The sequence below is a fragment of the Bradyrhizobium sp. JR4.3 genome (assembly GCF_040547695.1).
GTDB lineage: Bacteria > Pseudomonadota > Alphaproteobacteria > Rhizobiales > Xanthobacteraceae > Bradyrhizobium > Bradyrhizobium canariense.
The window spans coordinates 198001-216500 of record NZ_JBEPQF010000003.1 but is presented as its reverse complement, the minus strand read 5'-3'; the positions used below and the strand labels follow the sequence as shown (position 1 = coordinate 216500).

The 18500-nt window shown below is 64.8% G+C and carries 17 protein-coding genes; 12 read left to right on the top strand and 5 right to left on the bottom strand.

Annotated features, from left to right (window positions below):
• Position 1: 1 nt before the first annotated feature.
• From ntrX to hflX, 3 genes are all read left to right on the top strand, one after another.
• Positions 2 to 1372, top strand: coding sequence for a nitrogen assimilation response regulator NtrX (ntrX, locus tag ABIB91_RS06950; protein ID WP_007591127.1), 1371 nt, complete (start codon positions 2 to 4; stop codon positions 1370 to 1372).
• Positions 1373 to 1610: 238 nt separating this feature from the next.
• On the top strand, positions 1611 to 1859 hold the full coding sequence (hfq, locus tag ABIB91_RS06945; protein ID WP_007591126.1) for an RNA chaperone Hfq: 249 nt from the start codon (positions 1611 to 1613) through the stop codon (positions 1857 to 1859).
• Between the two features lie 11 nt (positions 1860 to 1870).
• Positions 1871 to 3253 carry a GTPase HflX gene (gene hflX, locus ABIB91_RS06940; protein ID WP_354160697.1) on the top strand — a complete coding sequence of 461 codons (1383 nt, stop codon included), beginning with the start codon at positions 1871 to 1873 and terminating at the stop codon, positions 3251 to 3253.
• 190 nt (positions 3254 to 3443) lie between these two features.
• Here the strand turns inward: hflX and mazG are convergent, their stop codons facing one another.
• A complete protein-coding gene (gene mazG / locus ABIB91_RS06935; RefSeq protein ID WP_354160698.1) occupies positions 3444 to 4304 on the bottom strand; it encodes a nucleoside triphosphate pyrophosphohydrolase in 861 nt (286 codons plus the stop codon).
• Positions 4305 to 4443: 139 nt separating this feature from the next.
• On the opposite strand from mazG, the gene queC reads away from it, so the two are divergent.
• On the top strand, positions 4444 to 5157 hold the full coding sequence (gene queC, locus ABIB91_RS06930; RefSeq protein ID WP_354160699.1) for a 7-cyano-7-deazaguanine synthase QueC: 714 nt from the start codon (positions 4444 to 4446) through the stop codon (positions 5155 to 5157).
• Positions 5158 to 5315: 158 nt separating this feature from the next.
• Here queC and ABIB91_RS06925 read toward each other — a convergent pair whose 3' ends face one another.
• The 3 genes from ABIB91_RS06925 to nthA are packed head-to-tail and all read right to left on the bottom strand — an operon-like array spanning position 5316 to position 6978.
• On the bottom strand, positions 5316 to 5696 hold the full coding sequence (locus tag ABIB91_RS06925) for a nitrile hydratase accessory protein (protein WP_354160701.1): 381 nt from the start codon (positions 5694 to 5696) through the stop codon (positions 5316 to 5318).
• Positions 5696 to 6355 carry a nitrile hydratase subunit beta gene (gene nthB / locus ABIB91_RS06920; RefSeq protein WP_007591120.1) on the bottom strand — a complete coding sequence of 220 codons (660 nt, stop codon included), beginning with the start codon at positions 6353 to 6355 and terminating at the stop codon, positions 5696 to 5698. Before nthB ends, ABIB91_RS06925 begins: the two co-directional genes overlap by 1 nt.
• Positions 6352 to 6978: a nitrile hydratase subunit alpha gene (gene nthA, locus ABIB91_RS06915; protein ID WP_007591118.1), complete on the bottom strand. Its 627-nt coding sequence runs from the start codon at positions 6976 to 6978 to the stop codon at positions 6352 to 6354. The genes nthB and nthA overlap by 4 nt, the downstream gene beginning before the upstream one ends.
• Before the next feature lie 62 nt (positions 6979 to 7040).
• Between nthA and ABIB91_RS06910 the strand changes: the two genes are divergently transcribed.
• The 8 genes from ABIB91_RS06910 (at position 7041) to ABIB91_RS06875 (ending at position 17012) form a co-directional block, all read left to right on the top strand.
• A complete protein-coding gene (locus ABIB91_RS06910; RefSeq protein WP_354160704.1) occupies positions 7041 to 7799 on the top strand; it encodes a PA4824 family protein in 759 nt (252 codons plus the stop codon).
• Positions 7800 to 7832: 33 nt separating this feature from the next.
• Entirely contained in the window at positions 7833 to 8639 is an 807-nt protein-coding gene (locus ABIB91_RS06905) for an enoyl-CoA hydratase/isomerase family protein (RefSeq protein ID WP_354160706.1), read from the top strand.
• Between the two features lie 112 nt (positions 8640 to 8751).
• A complete protein-coding gene (locus ABIB91_RS06900) occupies positions 8752 to 10224 on the top strand; it encodes a DASS family sodium-coupled anion symporter (protein WP_354160708.1) in 1473 nt (490 codons plus the stop codon).
• A gap of 230 nt (positions 10225 to 10454) precedes the next feature.
• Entirely contained in the window at positions 10455 to 11636 is a 1182-nt protein-coding gene (locus ABIB91_RS06895) for a methionine ABC transporter ATP-binding protein (RefSeq protein ID WP_354160710.1), read from the top strand.
• Entirely contained in the window at positions 11626 to 12291 is a 666-nt protein-coding gene (locus ABIB91_RS06890; RefSeq protein WP_219684292.1) for a methionine ABC transporter permease, read from the top strand. Before ABIB91_RS06895 ends, ABIB91_RS06890 begins: the two co-directional genes overlap by 11 nt.
• A 208-nt stretch (positions 12292 to 12499) precedes the next feature.
• Positions 12500 to 14794: a TonB-dependent siderophore receptor gene (locus ABIB91_RS06885; protein WP_502916951.1), complete on the top strand. Its 2295-nt coding sequence runs from the start codon at positions 12500 to 12502 to the stop codon at positions 14792 to 14794.
• Positions 14795 to 14813: 19 nt separating this feature from the next.
• Entirely contained in the window at positions 14814 to 16103 is a 1290-nt protein-coding gene (gene fsrB, locus ABIB91_RS06880; protein WP_354160712.1) for a siderophore utilization protein FsrB, read from the top strand.
• Positions 16104 to 16184: 81 nt separating this feature from the next.
• Positions 16185 to 17012 carry a hypothetical protein gene (locus tag ABIB91_RS06875; RefSeq protein WP_354160714.1) on the top strand — a complete coding sequence of 276 codons (828 nt, stop codon included), beginning with the start codon at positions 16185 to 16187 and terminating at the stop codon, positions 17010 to 17012.
• Between the two features lie 139 nt (positions 17013 to 17151).
• Here the strand turns inward: ABIB91_RS06875 and ABIB91_RS06870 are convergent, their stop codons facing one another.
• Complete coding sequence (locus ABIB91_RS06870; RefSeq protein WP_354160716.1) at positions 17152 to 18348, bottom strand: M24 family metallopeptidase; 1197 nt, start codon at positions 18346 to 18348, stop codon at positions 17152 to 17154.
• Between the last annotated feature and the right edge of the window lie 152 nt (positions 18349 to 18500).

Here is an 18500-nt window from a genome sequence, read left to right as displayed (position 1 = left end):
CATGGCAAGTGAAATTCTGATTGTCGATGATGAGGCCGATATTCGGGATCTCGTTGCGGGCATCCTCGAAGACGAGGGCTTCGTGACCCGGACCGCGCGCGACAGCGATACGGCGCTCGCCGAGATCGCCAACCGCAGGCCGCATCTGGTGTTCCTCGACATCTGGCTGCAGGGCTCTAAGCTCGACGGCTTGCAGCTCTTGGAGCAGGTCAAGAAGGACAACCCCGATCTGCCGGTCGTGATGATTTCCGGCCACGGCAACATCGAGACCGCGGTCGCCGCGATCAAGCGTGGCGCCTACGACTTCATCGAGAAGCCGTTCAAGACCGACCGGCTGATCCTGGTCGCCAACCGTGCACTTGAGAACTCGCGGCTCAAGCGCGAGGTCAAGGAGCTGAAGCAGCTCGCGCCGAGCGCAAGCTCGCTGGTCGGCCGCTCGCCCAGCATGAACCAGCTGCGCCAGACCATCGAGCGTGCGGCCAAGGCCAACAGCCGCATCCTGATCGTTGGCCCGGCCGGCGCCGGCAAGGAACTGACCGCCCGCACGTTGCACACGGCCTCGGGCCGCGCCGACGGCCCCTTCGTCGTCATCAACGCCGCTGCGATCACGCCCGAGCGGATGGAGCACGAGCTGTTCGGCATCGAGCAGTCCAACGGCGAGCACGCGCGCAAGCCCGGCGCGCTCGAAGAGGCCCACGGCGGCACGCTGTTCATCGACGAGATCGCGGACATGCCGCGCGAGACCCAGAACAAGATCTTGCGCGTGCTGGTCGAGCAGTCGTTCCAGCGCGTCGGCGGCAACGGCAAGGTGCAGGTCGACGTCCGCATCATTTCCTCCACCGCGCGCAACCTCGAAGAGGAGATCGCGGCCGGCCATTTCCGCGAGGACCTCTATCATCGGCTCTCGGTGGTGCCGATCCGCGTGCCCGCGCTGTCGGAGCGGCGTGAGGACATTCCGGAATTGATCGACTATTTCATGGAGCAGATCTCCGCGGGCAGCGGCCTTCCCAAGCGGCAGATCGGGCAGGACGCGATGGCGGTGCTGCAGTCGCATGTCTGGCCGGGCAATGTGCGCCAGCTCCGCAACAACGTTGAGAGAGTCATGATTCTGGCCGCGGGCGGGCCGGAGGTCATCATCACGGCCGACATGCTGCCGCAGGACGTCGGCTCCATGGTGCCGGCGATGCCGACCAGCAACAATGGCGAGCACATCATGGGCCTGCCGCTGCGCGAAGCGCGCGAAGTGTTCGAGCGCGACTATTTGATTGCACAGATCAGCCGTTTTTCAGGAAATATTTCTCGCACGGCCGAGTTTGTTGGCATGGAACGCTCGGCACTGCACCGGAAGTTGAAGGCGCTCGGCGTCGGCTAACGCTGCGACGTCGTTCGAATAGGCGAGGAAAATCATCGATTTCCGTAGTTTTTCGGGGCAATACTGCATGGGTTGCCGCGTGAAGCGGCTTGCCTAATAAGCCTACCTGTCCTCTAATTGAACCGCTGTCCCTCCGAGGGGGATCTCATGAGGGACGGCAACCGGACGAGGACCCCGAATCTTCAAAAGAGGGCCGCAACCGGCGCAATAAAAAGAAACTCAAAGCGAGAAAAAAACAATGGCGGCAGACCGCGCACAAAACCTGCAGGACACCTTCCTTAATCACGTTCGCAAAACCAAAACGCCACTGACGATCTTTCTGGTCAACGGAGTGAAGCTCCAGGGCATCGTGACCTGGTTCGACAATTTCTGTTTGCTGCTTCGGCGCGACGGTCACTCGCAGCTCGTCTACAAGCATGCGATCTCGACCATCATGCCGGGCGCTCCGATCCAGTTGTTCGAAGGCGGCGAGGACCAGCCGGCTTGAGAGTGATCTGATTGGAACCCCGGAATTTCGACGGGGATGTCGACCGTCCGCGGTCGGCAGGGGATAAGCAGACGGGGCGGGTGCTTGTCATCGGTCCCTATTTGCGGGTGCGCGCAGGCAATGCCGACGCGCAATCGGAAGCTCATGTCCTGCGTGACGCGGAAGCCCGGCTCGACGAAGCCGCCGGCCTCGCACGCGCGATTGATCTCGTCGTTGCCGACGCAATCATCGCGCCGATCAGCCAGATCCGCCCCGCGACCTATATCGGCAAGGGCAAGGTCGAGGAGATCGCCGCGCTCGCCAAGGGCCTCGATGTCGAGCTCGTGGTGATGGATTGCGCGCTTGCGCCGATCCAGCAGCGCAATCTCGAGAAGGAGCTGCAGGCAAAGGTGCTCGACCGCACCGGCCTCATCCTGGAAATCTTCGGCCGCCGCGCCAAGACCAAGGAAGGCTCGCTCCAGGTCGAGCTCGCGCACCTCAACTACCAACGTTCGCGCCTGGTGCGCTCATGGACCCATCTCGAACGCCAGCGCGGCGGCTTTGGATTCATGGGCGGTCCCGGCGAGACCCAGATCGAAGCCGACCGCCGCCTGATCCAGGAGCGCATCTCCAAGCTCGAGGGCGAACTGAAGAAGGTGCAGGCCACACGCCGCCTGCATCGCGCAGGCCGCCAGCGCGTCCCGTATCGCGTGGCCGCACTGGTCGGCTACACCAACGCCGGCAAGTCGACGCTGTTCAACCGCCTGACCCGCGCCGACGTGCAGGCCGCCGACATGCTGTTCGCCACGCTCGATCCGACCCTGCGCGCGCTCACCCTGCCGCATGGCGGCAAGGCGATGCTGTCGGACACCGTCGGTTTCATCTCCAATTTGCCGACGCAGCTCGTCGCCGCCTTCCGCGCCACGCTGGAGGAGGTGCTGGAAGCCGACGTCATCCTGCACGTGCGCGACATCTCGCACGACGACGCCGAGGCGCAGCAGAGCGACGTCGACGCCGTGCTGCGCCAGCTCGGCATCAATCCCGATGATTCAGGCCGCATCATCGAGGTCTGGAACAAGATCGACCGTTATGGTCCCGAACAGCGCGAAGAACTTTTGAACATCGCCGCGCGCAGGCCGGAGGATCATCCGGCGATGCTGGTGTCCGCTGTGTCGGGCGAGGGGGTCGACGCACTGCTCGCCGCAATCGAGGAGCGCTTGGCGGCCAAGCGCATCACGCTCGATCTCTCGATCGATGCCTCCGACGGCGCCGGCATCAGCTGGCTGCATCGGAATTCCGAGGTGCTGGCGAAAGAGCTGCACGACGGCCGCTTCGACATGACGGTACGGGTGGACGAGACCAAGCGGGATATCGTGGTGAACAGGTTCGACGCCGTGCCGCGACTGTCCGCGTAGACGCCGTCGCCCGCCAGTGAGTTGAGCTAACTGCTGCCTCAAGCAACGCTGTCGTCCCGGACAAGCGTAAGCGCAGATCCGGGACCCATAACCACAAGCGGCTGGAATTGGCACGCTGGTAGCTCCAGCGTGGTTCAACAATGTGCATTCGGGGTAATGGGTCCTGGCTTTCGCCAGGACGACGCTCGAGCTAGGAGCGGGCTTGGTTGCTTTTCTCCGCCGGCGCAGCGCTTTTCGCCTCACCTTTCGCCTCATTCCACAGCGCGTCCATCTCCGCGAGCGATGCCTGCTCCAGCGTCCGCCCCTGCGCCTCCAGCGCCCGCTCGATATAGGCAAAACGCCGCTCGAACTTCGCGTTGGTCGCGCGGAGCGCGGCTTCCGGATCTGCATCGACATGGCGGGCGAGATTGACCAGCGCGAACATCAGGTCGCCGGTCTCTTCCGCCAGGCCCTCGCTGTCGTTGCGGTCGAGTGCTGCCTCGATCTCATCGGTTTCCTCGCGGATTTTTGCCAGCACCGCGCGCGGATCGTTCCAGTCGAAGCCGACGGTGGAGGCCTTGCGCTGCAGCTCCATGGCGCGCGTCAGGGCGGGCTGGCCGGCCTTGACGCCCGAGAGCAATGATTTGTGCGGCGGCATTTGTTCCGGCGGCCGGCGCGCGGCGCGCTCGGCTTTCTCCTCGGCCTTGATGCGATCCCAGACTTCCTTGACGTGGGAGGAGGCGAGGTTGCCGTCCTTGTCGGCGAAAACGTGAGGATGGCGCCGGATCATTTTTCGCGTGATGGCCTCGACGACATCGCCAAAAGCAAAGGCGTTCTGCTCCGACGCCATCTGGGCGTGGAAGACGACCTGGAGCAGCAGGTCGCCGAGCTCCTCGCAGAGATCGTCGAGATCGCCGCGGCTGATGGCCTCGACTACCTCATAGGCTTCCTCAATCGTATAGGGCGCGATGGTCGCAAAATTCTGCTCGAGGTCCCAGGGGCAGCCGGTCACCGGCGTGCGCAGCGCCGCCATGATCTCGATCAGGCGGGAAATGTCGCGGGAAGGGGTCATTGCGGGGCAGTCTCCTGGCTCTCAAGCCTTATGCCAAAAGCGAGCCCCCGTTCCCAGCGTAGCGCGGGGGAACAGGGTGATTTCCACCGGTTGGCGGGCCGGATTGGCGAGCCGCGTGGGCAATGCTAAAGCGCGGGCCATGAGTGACGCATCTTCATCCGAAACCGCGCTGGTGCTGTTCTCCGGCGGCCAGGATTCCACCACCTGCCTCGCCTGGGCGCTGAATCGTTTTGCGCGCGTGGAGACGCTGGGGTTCGATTACGGCCAGCGCCACGCCATCGAGCTGGCCTGCCGCGACCGGCTGTTCGACGGCATCAAGGGCCTGCGCGCGGATTGGGCTTCCAGGCTCGGCGAGAGCCACACGCTGTCGATCCCGACGCTGGCGGCCGTGTCCGAGACGGCGCTGACGCGCGACGTCGCGATTGCGATGGGCGCCGACGGCCTGCCGAACACGTTCGTGCCCGGGCGCAACCTGGTGTTCTTGACATTCGCCGCGGCGCTGGCTTACCGGCGCGGCATCAGTCACATCGTCGGCGGCATGTGCGAGACCGACTATTCCGGCTATCCCGATTGCCGCGACGACACCATCCGCGCCACGCAGGCCGCGCTGTCGCTCGGCATGGCGCGCAAGTTCGAGCTGCATACGCCGCTGATGTGGATCGACAAGGCCGCGACGTGGAGGCTCGCCCATGACCTCGGCGGCGACGGGCTGGTGGACCTCATCCGCGAGCAGTCGCACACCTGCTATCTCGGCGAACGCGGCGCGCAGCATGATTGGGGCTACGGTTGCGGCGAGTGCCCGGCCTGCAGCCTGCGGGCGAAGGGGTGGCGGGAGTATGTGGCGGGACGGTGACGCCATAGACTCGGTGTCATCACCCGCGAAAGCGGGTGATCCAGTACTCCGAGACGGTCGTGATAATCGACAGGCCGCGGCGTACTGGATTCCCCGCCTTCGCGGGGAATGACAGTGTTGGTTTGGGCGAGAGCCTACCCCGGCAACGCGCAAAGCGACTACGGCGCAAAATCCTCCGCCTTCAGCTCGATCGGCTTGCCGTGCGGCGTACGATCCGCCGCGTGATCCCACGCGTCGCGGTAGCGATGCAACGTCTCCGCAGACGCAACGCCCTTGCGCGCGACGAGGCCTTCCAGCGTGGCAAGCCAATGGAGATAGTAGGTCTCGCCCGTATCGGGATCGCCTGCCGCCTGTGCGCGCTTGATTTCGGAGGCCAGGGCTGCCGCCCATTCGGGCCAGGTGAACACGCCGCGCTCGTGCAGCGTCAGCGCCATCGCAAACGCGTGCGCCTCCCAGGGTGCGCGGAACACCGGGCCGTCATCATCGCGCGGAATGCTCGGGATCGCTGCCGCCGCGGCAGCAGCAGCCGTGCTGCTCATCACGCCGGGTCCAGATACGGCTCGAACGCGTCGATCGAGACTTTCGAGGTCGGATCGCCGTCCGCGCCCCAGAGATCGCGGCCCTCGAACACCACCGTGTAAAGCCATTGCGGATTCTCGCCAAGCTCCATCGCCGCCGAGTCCGGAAACACGTGGCAGCCATGGTTCAGCTCGACGATTCCGACATGGCCACGCACATAGCGCGGCAGGCGGGTGTGGGTTGCGGGATGAATGTTCTTCGTACGAACCTTGTCGCCGATCTTGAATTTCGCCGGCGCCGGAGCAGGGCGGGCGAACTTGCCGCGCACCATGATGCGCTCGACCTGGCCGAGATCGAACTTGCCGTGCTTGAGCGCCTTGGCCGGCTGCATCGCATGGCCGGCGGCGACTTCCTCCCGGGTGAGATAGCCTTTCTCGATCAGCATCTCCTCGAGCCCGAGAAACCATTTCTTGTAATAGGAGCTCGAGAGATAGACATGCGGCGGGATCGTCTCGCGATAGAAGCGCGAGGTGTCGATGTTGAAGGCGCCGGCCGCGCCCATCGCACGCACCATGGCGAGAACACGCGACTCCCATTCCTCGTGGAACACCGGCTCGTTCGGCTCGGGCTCGACCTTGCCGAACCCGTCCATGCCGCCCATGTCGTGCACGCCGTTCATGACGGCGCCCCGGGCGCCTTGGGAAAACCGGTGCCGATCATGGAATCGCGCGTGACCAGCTCGGCGAGCTGCTCCTCGCTCCAGCCGTCTGTGCCCGCGGGGCGCATCGGCAACACAAGAAAGCGCGTTTCGGCGGTCGAATCCCACACCCGGATTTCAACGTCCTTGGCGACCTGCACGCCGAAATCGGCGAGCACGCCGCGCGGGTCCTTCACCGCGCGCGAGCGATAGGGCGCGGCCTTGTACCAGACCGGCGGCAGCCCCAGCATTTCCCAGGGGTAGCAGGAGCACAGCGTGCACACGACCATGTTGTGACGCTGCGGCGTGTTCTCGACCACGACGAGGTGGTCGCCGACGCGGCTGACATGGCCGAGCGTGCCGATCGCCTTCGAGCCGTCCTCCAGCAGTGCCGTCTTGAACGCCGGATCGCTCCAGGCCTTGGCGACGACGCGCGCGCCGTTATGGGGGCCGATCCGGGTCTCATAGGCCTGGATGATGGCATCGAGCGCGGCCGGCTCGACATAGCCTTTTTCGGTCAGGATCGTCTCGAGCGCGCGCACGCGCAGCTCGGTCTCCGACAGCTCGGAATGGTCGTGATCGTGGTGATGATGATGGTCGCTCATAGGCCGAAGATAGTCCCAGAATCCGGGCGTTGTCGAGGCGAAGACTCTGCTAACATCGCGGCATGGGCTGGGCTGCAAGAACTGGGATAACCGCCGCAATCGCGGCTCTTGGTGCATTCGCGGCGCAGGATGCGCGCGCCGCGAATGGCGCCTATGCGGTCGATGCCGCCGACATTTCCGAGGTCGGCTCCTGCAAGGTGGAGAGCTGGATGTCGACGGCTTCCAACACGGATTTCTCGGCGGTCGCCAATCCCTCCTGTGTCGTCGATCCCTTCAGGCCGGTCGAGCTGAGCCTGCAGACCATCCGGGCCCGCAGCGATGGCGACTGGAGCACGACAATTGCTCCGAAAGCCAAGACGAATTTCGTCCCGACCGGAATTGGCCGGTGGGGATTGTCGGCCTATGGCGGCGGATCGTTCGACGCGGCGACCGGCGATGCGCTATCCGCCTTTGCCGTCGTCCCCGCGACCTTCCGCCTGTCGGAGACCATGCGCATCAACGTCAATGGCGGCTGGCTCTGGGATCGCACGGTGGATCGCCACTACCTGACCTACGGCATCGGCTTCGACTGGAAATTCACCGACACCTTGCAATGGACGATCGAGGCTTACGGGCAAGCCGGCGCCTCCGAGGTCGCAAGCGCCGTGCAGCCGCGTTTCCAGACCGGTGTCCGCTACCGACCGAACGAGATATTCTCCGTCGATGTGATCTACGGCCGCAACATCACCGGCGAAAATGCCAACTGGATCACCATCGGCACCACGATCCGGTTTCCGGTCCATGGAAGCGAACCCGAACATCGGCGTACCGGGCATCTGTGAGCGCCAGGAAGACCAAGACCAGGGGAGTTTGCGTTGCCTGACTATGTCAAGATCGAGAAGGGCCTCGGGCCGGAGGGGCGGATTGCGGTGGTGCGGTTCGACCGCGGCGACGGCATCAACGCGCTGTCGCCGGAGGCGCTGCGCCAGCTCACCGCGGCCGCGCGCAGTTTTGAGGATGACGCCGCGACCTCCGTCGTGGTGCTGACAGGCAGCGCGGACGCATTCAGCGCCGGCTTCGACGTCAAGGATGCTGAAGGCCGCTCGCGCAAGGACATGGATCTCGGCACGCTGCGGCGGCATCTCAAGCTCGGACCGCGCCTGACCCACGCCTGGCAGGAGATGGAGCAGATCACGATCGCCGCCATCGAGGGCTTTTGCGTCGGCGGTGGCGTGGCGCTGGCCGTCGCGCTCGACTTTCGCGTCATGGGCCGCGATGCCCATCTGCGCGTGCCCGAGATCGGGCTCGGCATGAACATGAGCTGGCAAAGCATTCCGCGCATGCTGCATCTGATCGGCCCGGCTCGCACCAAGCAGGCGGTGATCCTGGCCGATCAGCGCATCAGCGCGGATGAGGCCTATGCGTGGGGCCTGGTCGAGCAGGTGGTCGATCCCGGCCATGCGTTCGATGCCGCGATGGAGCTTGCGCGCAAGGTGGCAGCGCAGCCGCCGCTCTCCGTTGCCATGACGAAACTCACGGTCAACCGGCTGGCGCACGCGCTGGATAATCTCGCCAGCCACATGGACGTCGACCAGTTCGCCCTGGCAAGCCTCAGCGAGGACCACAAGGAGGGCGTCCAGGCGTTCCTGACGCGCCGCAAACCGAAGTTCAGAGGGCGGTAGAAGCCGGCCAGGCATTGATTGCGCCGCGGACTATCCGTATACGCGGCGCTGGGACAAAATAGGCCCGATCAACGGGCCGGCAAACGACAATGACGATCGAGGGGGAAGGCCAATGACCACTAGCTCGCAGGCGCCTGAGGCGAAAGGGTTTCGCTGGAAGCTGGTCGCGCCGCTCGCGGTGTGGCTGGTGATCTATCTGTTTCCGGTGCCGGCAGGGCTCAACGTCAATCAGTGGCACTATTTTGCCGTCTTCGCGGCCGTCATCACCGGGCTCATCCTGGAATCGATGCCGGTGGGCGCGGTCGGCCTGATCGGGCTGACGGTTGCCGGCGTCGGCGGTTATATCGATCCCGATCCGACCAAGTCGCTGCGCTGGATGCTGGCGGGCTTTGCCGAGAGCACGGTGTGGCTGATCGTCGGCGCCTTCGTGTTCTCGATCGGCTATCGCAAAAGCCAGCTGGGCCGGCGTATTGCACTCGTGCTGGTGCAAAAGCTCGGCAGCAACACGCTCGGCCTCGGCTATGCGGTGGCGATATCGGACTTCTTGCTGGCGCCGGCGACACCGTCCAACACCGCGCGCAGCGGCGGCATCGTCTATCCCATCATCAGCAACATCCCGCGCATCTACGGCTCCGAGCCTGGACCGACCGCCGGCAAGATCGGCACCTACGTGATGTGGACCGCGTTCGCGTCGACTGCCGTCACCAGCTCATTGTTTTTCACCGCGCTCGCACCCAATGCGGCGGCGCTGGCCATCGCCAAGAAGACCGTCGGAATCGACGTCAGCTGGGCGCAATGGTTCTTGGGCTTTGCGCCGCTCGGCCTCCTCCTGATGGTGCTGGTCCCACTGCTCAGCTACGCGGTCTGCCGCCCCGAGGTGAAGAGCAGCCCGGAAATTTCCGAATGGGCATCGAAGGAGCTCGCGGAGATGGGCCCGATGTCGCGCAACGAATGGATCATGCTGACGCTGATCTTGCTCGCGATGTTCCTGTGGATCGCGGGCTCGAGCCCGGACATCCGCGTGCCGCTTCTGGGCTCGAATTTCGTCAACGCCACCACCGTCGTGTTCATCGTGATCTCGCTGATGCTGGTGACGGGCGTGATCGAGTTTGCCGACATCGTCGCGGAGAAGAGCGCCTGGGAGGTGTTCTTCTACTTCACCTCGCTGCTGACGCTGGCCTCGGGTCTCAACGAGATCGGCTTCATCAAATGGTTCGCCACCGAATATGCAAAGCCGCTCGCCGGGCTGTCGCCGTCGACCGCGATGCTCCTGCTGGTCGCGCTGTTCTTCTGGATCCACTACTTCTTCTCGAGCATCACCTCGCATGCCGCCGCCGTGCTGCCCGTGGTGCTCGCGGTCGGATCCGGCATCCCCGACCTGCCGGTCACGACGCTCGCCATGCTCTGCATGTATTCGCTCGGCCTGATGGGCGTGATCTCGCCTTACGCCACGGGGCCGGCGCCGATGTATTTCGGTAGCGGTTATATCGGCAAGGGTCAGTTCTGGGGCTTTGGGCTGATCTTCGGGATGCTCTATTTCGCAGGGCTCCTGCTGATCGTATGGCCCTGGCTGCGGGTCCACTGAGCCGGGCGCGAGGCCAATACGGCGGCAGATGAATTTTCTTCAGCGGGGAGACATTTGGAAAACTTCGTCCAACTCCCCACAAATACCTGACATTGCCAGAGAGATCCGAAAGGGCGATGGTGCCTGCTGCGGTGCAGCGCGCTCCAGCCGAGTCCTCATCGCAGTTTCACTCTCCGTCGCTTGATGCGACCGGTTCCCGGATGCCCTAGGGGCAAGCGGAACTATTGTGCATGAAGGCCGCCTCCATGAACGTCCACCTGTCGCTCGCGATCGGACAGCCGATCGAACAGCTTGATGCGATCTCAGGTCGCGCGATCTCACGTCCCGCGATTTCACTTGCCGCGACTGCGCCCGACGCGATGGTCCGCTTCGAAGGCATCTCGAAAACCTATCCGGCCTATCGCGGCAAGCCCGGCGTCAATGCCCTGCAAAACATCGACTTCGCAATCCCGCGCGGTTCGATCACCGGCGTCATCGGTCGCTCCGGCGCCGGCAAATCGAGCCTGGTCCGGCTCATCAACGGCTTGGAGAGGCCGACCACCGGCCGCGTCGTCGTCGATAACAGAGACATCTCGGCGCTCACGGGCCGCGACTTGCGACTGGCGCAGCGCTCGATCGGCATGATCTTCCAGCACTTCAACCTGCTGTCCTCACGTACCGCAGCCGCCAACATCGCGCTGCCGCTGGAGATCGCCGGCTGGGCCAAGGCCGATATCCGCGCGCGCGTGGCCGAGCTGCTCGCGCTGGTCGGCATCGCCGACAAGCACGACCGCTACCCGTCCGAACTCTCCGGCGGCCAGAAGCAGCGCGTCGGCATCGCGCGGGCCTTGGCGACGCGGCCGAGCGTGCTGCTGTCGGACGAGGCGACCTCGGCGCTCGATCCGCAGACCACGCGGGCGATCCTCGATCTGCTCGCGAACATCAACCGCGAACTGGGCGTGACCATCGTGCTGATCACCCACGAGATGTCCGTGGTGCGCCAGCTCGCGGGGGATGTCGTGGTGCTCGATTCCGGCCACGTCGTCGAGAGCGGCCAGGTCGCCGACATCTTCACTCACCCAAAGCATCCGATCACGCAATCCTTCCTGGCCGAAGTGATCGGCGACAGCCTGCCGGTGTCGCTGGCGAGCCGGATCGTTTCGGAGCCGCCTGCGGGCGGACAGGCCGTGATCCGCGTCCAGGTGCGCGGGGCAGGGGCCGGCGACACGCTGGTGGCGCGGCTGGCGCGCGAACTCGGCCTCGACGTATCGCTGCTGTCGGCCCGTATCGACGAGATCGGCGGCCAGCATGTGGGCTCGCTGACGCTTGGTATTCCTCTCGGCATGTCTGGCGGCGAGGACGCGACCACGCGCACGCTGGCCTGGCTTTCACAATATCAATTCCCCGCGGAGCGTCTCGGCTATGTCGCCTGAACTCATCAACCTGATCGTCCAGGCGACCGGCGAGAGCCTGTACATGGTCGGGCTCGCGGCGCTGATCGGCACCGCCTTCGGCCTGCCGCTCGGCGTCTTTCTCGCGACCAGCCGGAAAGGCGAGCTGTTCGCGGCGCCCGTCGTCAATCGCGTACTCGGCATCGTCGTCAACGCGACGCGGTCCACGCCTTTCATCATCCTGGTCGTCGCCATCATCCCGTTCACGCGGCTGGTGGCCGGCACCTCGATCGGATCGACGGCCGCGATCGTGCCGTTGACGATCGCATCGGCGCCGTTCATCGCTCGCCTGGTCGAGGCCGCGATCCGCGAGGTCGATGGTGGCCTGATCGAGACCGCATCCTCGTTCGGGGCCTCGCCGATGCAGATCGTGTTCAAGGTGCTGATCCCCGAAGCGCTGCCAGGTCTTCTGCTGGCGCTGACGCTCGCGGTGGTCAGCCTGCTCGGCTATTCCGCCATGGTCGGCGCCGTCGGAGGCGGGGGCCTGGGCGATCTCGGCATCCGCTACGGCTATCAGCGCTTCATGCCGGAGATGATGCTGGCCGTCGTCGTGGTGCTGATCGCGCTGGTGCAGCTCGTGCAGAGCGCCGGCGATTATCTCGCGCGCCGGGTCAATCGCCGTCTGCGACATCACTGACGCCGTTTTAGACATTTCGAACAAGCAGGTTCTTGTCGGTCTGGAAGCATTCCAAACTTCGAGACACGACTGAGCGCATTCGTCGCACGCGTTGCGCACGCGTCTGGAGAAATTCTAACGCAGTTCCTATCGCACTCCGAAATCGCCTGCGTTAGGGCGAGGCATCAAAAACGGTACCGGCGAAGCCGGCAGTGCGTGGGGCCTCGACGTGACCGACTTCCAACTTGCTTCGCGTTCTGACACGCGTCGTCGACAGATACAGATTCTCTTCCTCGGAGCGGCCAGCACATTTGCTCTCGTCATTCCCTTCGGTGCCGTGGAGGCGCAGACGCAGATCCCCGCCGTCACCGTCGAAGCTCCGGCTCAGCGCGCCCGGCCTGCGGCGGTCGCTTCATCGCGAAGGTCAGGCGCGACACGCACCGCGCGCGCCGATCGTCGCTCTCCCGCGCAGCAAGCCGCGCCAACCCAATCGGCATCCTCGAACGGCGTCACGGGCGAACGCGCCAACGGTCCGGTGCGCGGTTTCGTTGCGACGCGCAGCGGTACCGCGACCAAGACGGATACGCCGCTGATCGAAACCCCGCAGTCCGTCTCCGTCGTCACGACCGACCAGGTCAGGAATCAGGGTGCGGTCTCGATCGGCGAGGCGTTGCGCTATACCGCCGGCGTCAGCGGCGACGTCAACGGCGGCTCCGACACCCGTTTCGGCGCCCTCCAGATCCGCGGCTTCGACACCACCATGTCGGGCCTCTACGTCGACGGCTTGCGGATTCCCTCCAGCAATTACGTGCACTTCAACGGACTCGATCCCTACGGCGCAGAGCGTCTCGAAGTCCTCAAAGGCCCGTCCTCGGCGATGTATGGCGGCAGCGGCACCGGCGGCATCCTCAACTACGTGACCAAGCTGCCGACGGCGCAGCAGTTCGGCGAAGTCTCGATCTCCGGCGGCAGCTTCAACCGCTACCAGGGCCAGTTCGACGTGGGCGGCCCCGCCAACAAGGACGGCACCGTGCTGTGGCGCCTGACCGGCGTGGTGCGCGACGGCGAGACCCAGGTCGACTTCACCAAGGACAACCGCGTCTTCATCGCGCCCGCTGTCACGTTCAAGCCGAACGAGGACACCACCATCACGATCCTCGCCAACTACCAGCGCGACCGGGCAGGGTGGGGCCTTCAGTTCCTGCCGGCCTCGGGCACGGTGTGGCCGAACAACGGCCGCACCATCCCTGTCTCGTTCTTCGCGGGCGTACCGAGCTTCAACGCCTTCAACACCGAAATCGCGACCGCCGGCTACCAGCTCTCGCACAATTTCACCGACAACATCACGTTCCGGCAGAATTTGCGTTACGCCTATCAGCACAATGAGGAGAAGGTGTTTTTTGGCGGAGGCTATACCGACGAGGCCGCTGGGCGGCTCGCGCGTTTCGGCAGCTACAGCAATTCGTACATCAACTCATTCGCGGTGGACAATCAGCTGCAGGGCAAGTTCACCACGGGCTTCCTCAGTCACACCACGCTGGTCGGCATCGACTATCGCAATACTGCGTTCCGCGACACCGCCTTTGCCGTCTCGACGTCGTTGCCGGAGATCAACGTCTTCAACCCGGTGTACAGCTACGACTGGACCATGGGCGCCATGAGCGACGACACCGGCGTCAAGCAGTCGCAGGTCAGTCTCTATGCGCAGGACCAGATCAAGCTCGGCCGGCTCTCGTTCCAGCTCGGTGGCCGCCAGGATTTCGTGACGACGCAGGTCGCCAGCGGAATCTTCAATACGTCGGTCTCGAAGGATGCGTCGGCCTTCACCGGCCGTGCCGCATTGATGTACAATTTCGACAACGGCATCGCGCCCTATTTCAGCTATTCGGAATCGTTCCTGCCGGTCCTTGCGACCGGCCCGAGCGGACAGCTGCTCAATCCCGAGACCGGCGTGCAGTACGAAGTGGGCGTCAAATACCAGCCGCCCGGCTGGAACGCGCTGTTCACCTTCGCCGCCTTCGACCTGACGCGCGACAACGTCGTCACCTTTGCGCCTCCGCTCAACATTGCCGAACAGACCGGCCAGGTAAAATCGCGCGGCCTCGAGCTCGAAGGCTCGATGTCGCTCGCCGACGGCTGGAACCTGCGCGCGGCCTACGCCTATATCGATGCCACGGTCACGCAGGATCCCGTCAATGTCGGCAAGGCGCCGGTCACCGTGCCGCTCAACCGCGCCTCGCTGTGGAACGACTACACGCTTCAGACCGGGCCGCTCGCGGGCCTGCAGTTCGGTGGCGGCCTCCGCTATGTCGGCGCGACCTGGGGCGATGACGCCAACACGTTCAAGGTCGGATCCTCGACCGTGCTGGACGCGCTGCTCGCCTACACAAGGGACAATTGGCGCCTCTCGCTGAACGTCACGAACCTCGCGGACACGCGCTATGTCGCCGCCTGCTACAGCCTGTCCGGCTGCTTCTACGCGGAGGGTCGCAAGGCCATCGGCAAGCTGACGTATCGGTGGTGAGTTGGAATGAGGGGGAACGATGAGAGCGATATTCGGCAGGCTGCATCGCTGGGCGGGACTGCTGACGGCCGGATTCCTGTTCTTCTCCGGCATCACCGGCGCGATCATCTCCTGGGATCATGAGATCGACGAGGTCCTGAACAGTCATCTGTTCGACGTCAGCAGCAAGGGCCCAGCCATTCCCTCGATCGATCTCGCGAAGATGATCGAGCAGCGCGATCCCCGTGCGCGCGTCGTCTACCTGTTCATGACACCGGAGGAGGGCCGCTCGCTGTGGTTCTTTGTCATGCCGCGGATCGATCCCGCGACCGGCAAGCGCTACGCGCTCGACTACAATCAGATCTTCCTCGATCCCAACACCGGCGTCGAGCTCGGCCGCCGCTACTGGGGCGCAGTGTGGCCGGTGACGCGCGAAAACTTCGTCTCGTTCCTCTACAAGCTGCACTACACCATGCACATCCCGGAATTCTGGGGCAGCGACCGCTGGGGTATGCGCCTGCTCGGGATCATCGCGATCATCTGGACCATCGACTGCTTCGTCGGCTTCTACCTGACGCTGCCCTCGCGGCGGCGCGCCAGGGCTGCACGGGCGCCCCAGGTCACGCGCCAGCTCGAACGCGGCTTCTGGGCGCGCTGGGCGCCGGCGTGGACCATCAAGACGTCAGGCAGCGCCTACCGGATCAATTTCGACATCCATCGCGCTTTCAGCCTGTGGACCTGGGGCGTGCTGTTCGTCATCGCCTTCACGGCGTTCTCGCTGAACCTCTATTTCGAGGTGTTCTCGCCGCTGATGAAGATGGTGTCGAACTACACGCCGACGCCCTATGAGCAGCGGCCGTATCGCGATCTCGACGATCCCATCGAGCCCAAGGTGACTTTCGCCGAGATCGCGGCGCGCGCTGCGGCCGACGGCAATGGGCGAGGGTGGACCGTCCCGGTCGGCTCTATCAATTACGGGCCGGCTCATGGCGTCTATGCCGCCGCCTTTTTCCATTCCGGCGACGATCACGGCGCCGGCGGGGTCGGCCCGGCGCAGCTCTATTACGACAGCGAGGACGGCCGTCCGATCGGCGAACGGCTGCCCTGGGTCGGCACCGCCGCCGACATCTTCGTGCAGGCGCAGTTTCCGCTGCATTCGGGCCGCATCGTCGGGCTGTTCGGCCGCATCCTGATCTCGGTCATGGGCCTGGTGGTGGCGGCACTCTCGGTCACCGGAATCGTAATCTGGTGGCGCAAGCGCCGCGCCCGTGTCCGCGTGCGCGAGACGGCTGCGATGCGGCTGAACCGGCAGCTCACGCCGGCGGAGTAGGGCACCCGGCTTGCCGGATGAACCTTCCCGTCCGGCATCGGGACAAAGACAGGAGATCGCCCCCAGCCTTTCGGACATCGAATGAGATCGCTTGCCTTGCTCTGCCTGCTCGTCCTGGCGACGCCCGCTCATGCGGCGACGCCCGAGCAGCACTATCTCGACCTGCGCGATCGCTACATCGCGAAATTCTCGAAGGCTGCGGAAAACGACGAGACCACCAAGCAGCATGATGCGGCGCTCAAGGAGCCGACAGGCGTGCTGCGCGGCCTGGTGAGACCGGTCGTCATCAAAGGGCTGCCGGCGGACGGCACGTCGAACGCCGACACGCTCTTCAAGGGTGACTCAGGATTCGGCCATCTCGACGGGCTCGGCTTCGCCTCCGAAGGCGACAAGATGCAAGCGGTGGCGACCACGTCCGGCTTACTCAAGCACTGGCTTCGCGAGCACCGCGAGGACGGCATGCCGCAGGAGATTGGCGCCGCGTTCAAGTCGGACCGCTTCTACTATCAGGCGATCCAGGACTCCGCCTTCGCCAAATATGCCGAGCTGCCGATCACGAAGCCCGCGGGCGCAAGCGCGGCGGTTGCTGTACTGGGCGTGCGCGGCAATGGCGATTTGAAGGGACCGCCACATGAAATCGACGTCGTCGCGATCCAGGGCGACAAGGTCTTCTTTCTCGCCGTCAGCGACGCCGTGAAGACGGCTGAGATGCCGGCCTGCGAGAAGGTCTGGAAGCAGATGATGGCGAGGCCCATCGACAAGAAGGACCCCCGCGGCGACATCACGCACGAAGACAATGCGATGACCGCGTACACGGCGTGCTTCTCCAAGGAGGCACCAAGCCAGAGCTGGTATGCAGCGGCCGTGAAGAAGGCGCAGAGCCAGTTGGAGCTGCTGCTGGCGCGGTAGCTGCGCAGCTTCAGGACACTCCGCACCTCATCCTGAGGAGCCCGCAACGCGGGCGTCTCGAAGGATGGCCACTGGCGAGAGCAGGGCCATTCATGGTTCGAGACGCGCGTTCCGCGCTCCTCACCATGAGGGTCTCAGATCAACGTGTGCTTCCCCCCAAATTCCAACCCCGGCCGCCCTCGCCGAAAATCTCATAGCCGCTTGACGTCACCGCGACCGTATCCTCGAGCTTGATGAACCCGCGCTTCGGATGCTTCATCGTGGTCTCGATCGACACCACCATGCCTGTTTCGAGCGGCAGCCGGGCGTCGGTGTCGTCGTAGGGAACCGGACCCTTGGCGGTCAGGCGAGGGGCCTCGTGGCTGACGAGGCCCATGCCGTGGGCCAGAAACTCCGTGCAGTCGCGCTGGGTGATTTTCGCCAGCTGCCGCTCGGCCGCGACGTAGATGTCGCCGCCCATGGCGCCGGGCCGCACCGCGGCGAAGGCCGCGCGCTGGACCGCTTCGATCTCGGCCAGACAGTCCTTCAGCTCGGTATCGGGATCACCGAGCACGGCCATGCGCGCGAGGTCGCCGATATAGCCGTGATAATTACCGCCGGAATCGAGCGACAGCACGTCACCTTGCTCCCAGCGCTGCGCCGACGGCGCCCGGTTGTGGCTGTTGCCGCAGGCGAGCAGGCAGTATTCGAAGGTCAGCCCTCGATTGGCTTCGGCGATCCGCAGGGCGTCCGACAATTGCTGCTTGGTCGTGCCCGGCCCGTGCCCGGCGATCACCGCCAGCATCGAGGCGGTCACCAGTTCGGACGCCGTCTTGAGTTTTGCCAGTTCCTCCGCCGACTTGACCGCACGCAGCCGCTCCAGCACCAGCAGCGCGTCCTTGAGCTCGGCGCCGGGTAGGGCGTCGGCCAGCGCCCGGCCCGCATCCATCGGCAGGAACGCCATCTCGACGCCAATCCGCTTCAACGGCACGCCGGCGTCCTTCAAGGCGCTCACGGCCCGCGTCACCGCGTCCACCGAGCCATTGGACTCGGTCCGGACCTGCGGCACCCATGGCGGCGCCACGGCGCGCTGATGGGTCTCCAGCCGATGGCCGATATAGACGGCCTTCTCCGGCGCGCCCTTGGGATAGGCTAGGACCGGCAGATATCGGCTCACGCCCAGGGCATCCATGTAGTCGAAGAAAATCGCGCGCTCGGCCCCTAGCAAGTACTGCACATTGTGCTTGGAGGTCGCGATCAGGATGTCGAGGCCGGCCGCCTCCATCAGGCGGTCGAGCTTGGCGGCGTCGAATGGAATGGCACGCGCGGCGCTCGCGCGAGTGGCGTTCTCCTGCATGACGAAACCTCCCAATGGCGGCGCGGCTCAAGCGGCCGCGTCCGTTGTCTGCCGTTGATTGTGCGCCCGGAGCAGGGTTCCGGCTAGCCCTGGATTGGGCTGGCTGTGCCCTCAAATGAATTTTGAGTCTGCTCGCCCGTTCTAGCCGGCTT

Bases quoted from the DNA above. Each gene is read 5' to 3' on its own strand.
- queC (WP_354160699.1), top strand. From the start codon at position 4,444: ATGAGTGACGCATCTTCATCCGAAACCGCGCTGGTGCTGTTCTCCGGC.
- ABIB91_RS06890 (WP_219684292.1), top strand. From the start codon at position 11,626: ATGTCGCCTGAACTCATCAACCTGATCGTCCAGGCGACCGGCGAGAGC.
- ABIB91_RS06925 (WP_354160701.1), bottom strand. From the start codon at position 5,696: ATGAGCAGCACGGCTGCTGCTGCCGCGGCGGCAGCGATCCCGAGCATT.
- hfq (WP_007591126.1), top strand. From the start codon at position 1,611: ATGGCGGCAGACCGCGCACAAAACCTGCAGGACACCTTCCTTAATCAC.
- ABIB91_RS06910 (WP_354160704.1), top strand. From the start codon at position 7,041: ATGGGCTGGGCTGCAAGAACTGGGATAACCGCCGCAATCGCGGCTCTT.
- fsrB (WP_354160712.1), top strand. From the start codon at position 14,814: ATGAGAGCGATATTCGGCAGGCTGCATCGCTGGGCGGGACTGCTGACG.
- ABIB91_RS06870 (WP_354160716.1), bottom strand. From the start codon at position 18,348: ATGCAGGAGAACGCCACTCGCGCGAGCGCCGCGCGTGCCATTCCATTC.
- nthB (WP_007591120.1), bottom strand. From the start codon at position 6,355: ATGAACGGCGTGCACGACATGGGCGGCATGGACGGGTTCGGCAAGGTC.
- ABIB91_RS06895 (WP_354160710.1), top strand. From the start codon at position 10,455: ATGAAGGCCGCCTCCATGAACGTCCACCTGTCGCTCGCGATCGGACAG.
- nthA (WP_007591118.1), bottom strand. From the start codon at position 6,978: ATGAGCGACCATCATCATCACCACGATCACGACCATTCCGAGCTGTCG.
- ABIB91_RS06875 (WP_354160714.1), top strand. From the start codon at position 16,185: ATGAGATCGCTTGCCTTGCTCTGCCTGCTCGTCCTGGCGACGCCCGCT.
- ABIB91_RS06900 (WP_354160708.1), top strand. From the start codon at position 8,752: ATGACCACTAGCTCGCAGGCGCCTGAGGCGAAAGGGTTTCGCTGGAAG.
- ntrX (WP_007591127.1), top strand. From the start codon at position 2: ATGGCAAGTGAAATTCTGATTGTCGATGATGAGGCCGATATTCGGGAT.
- mazG (WP_354160698.1), bottom strand. From the start codon at position 4,304: ATGACCCCTTCCCGCGACATTTCCCGCCTGATCGAGATCATGGCGGCG.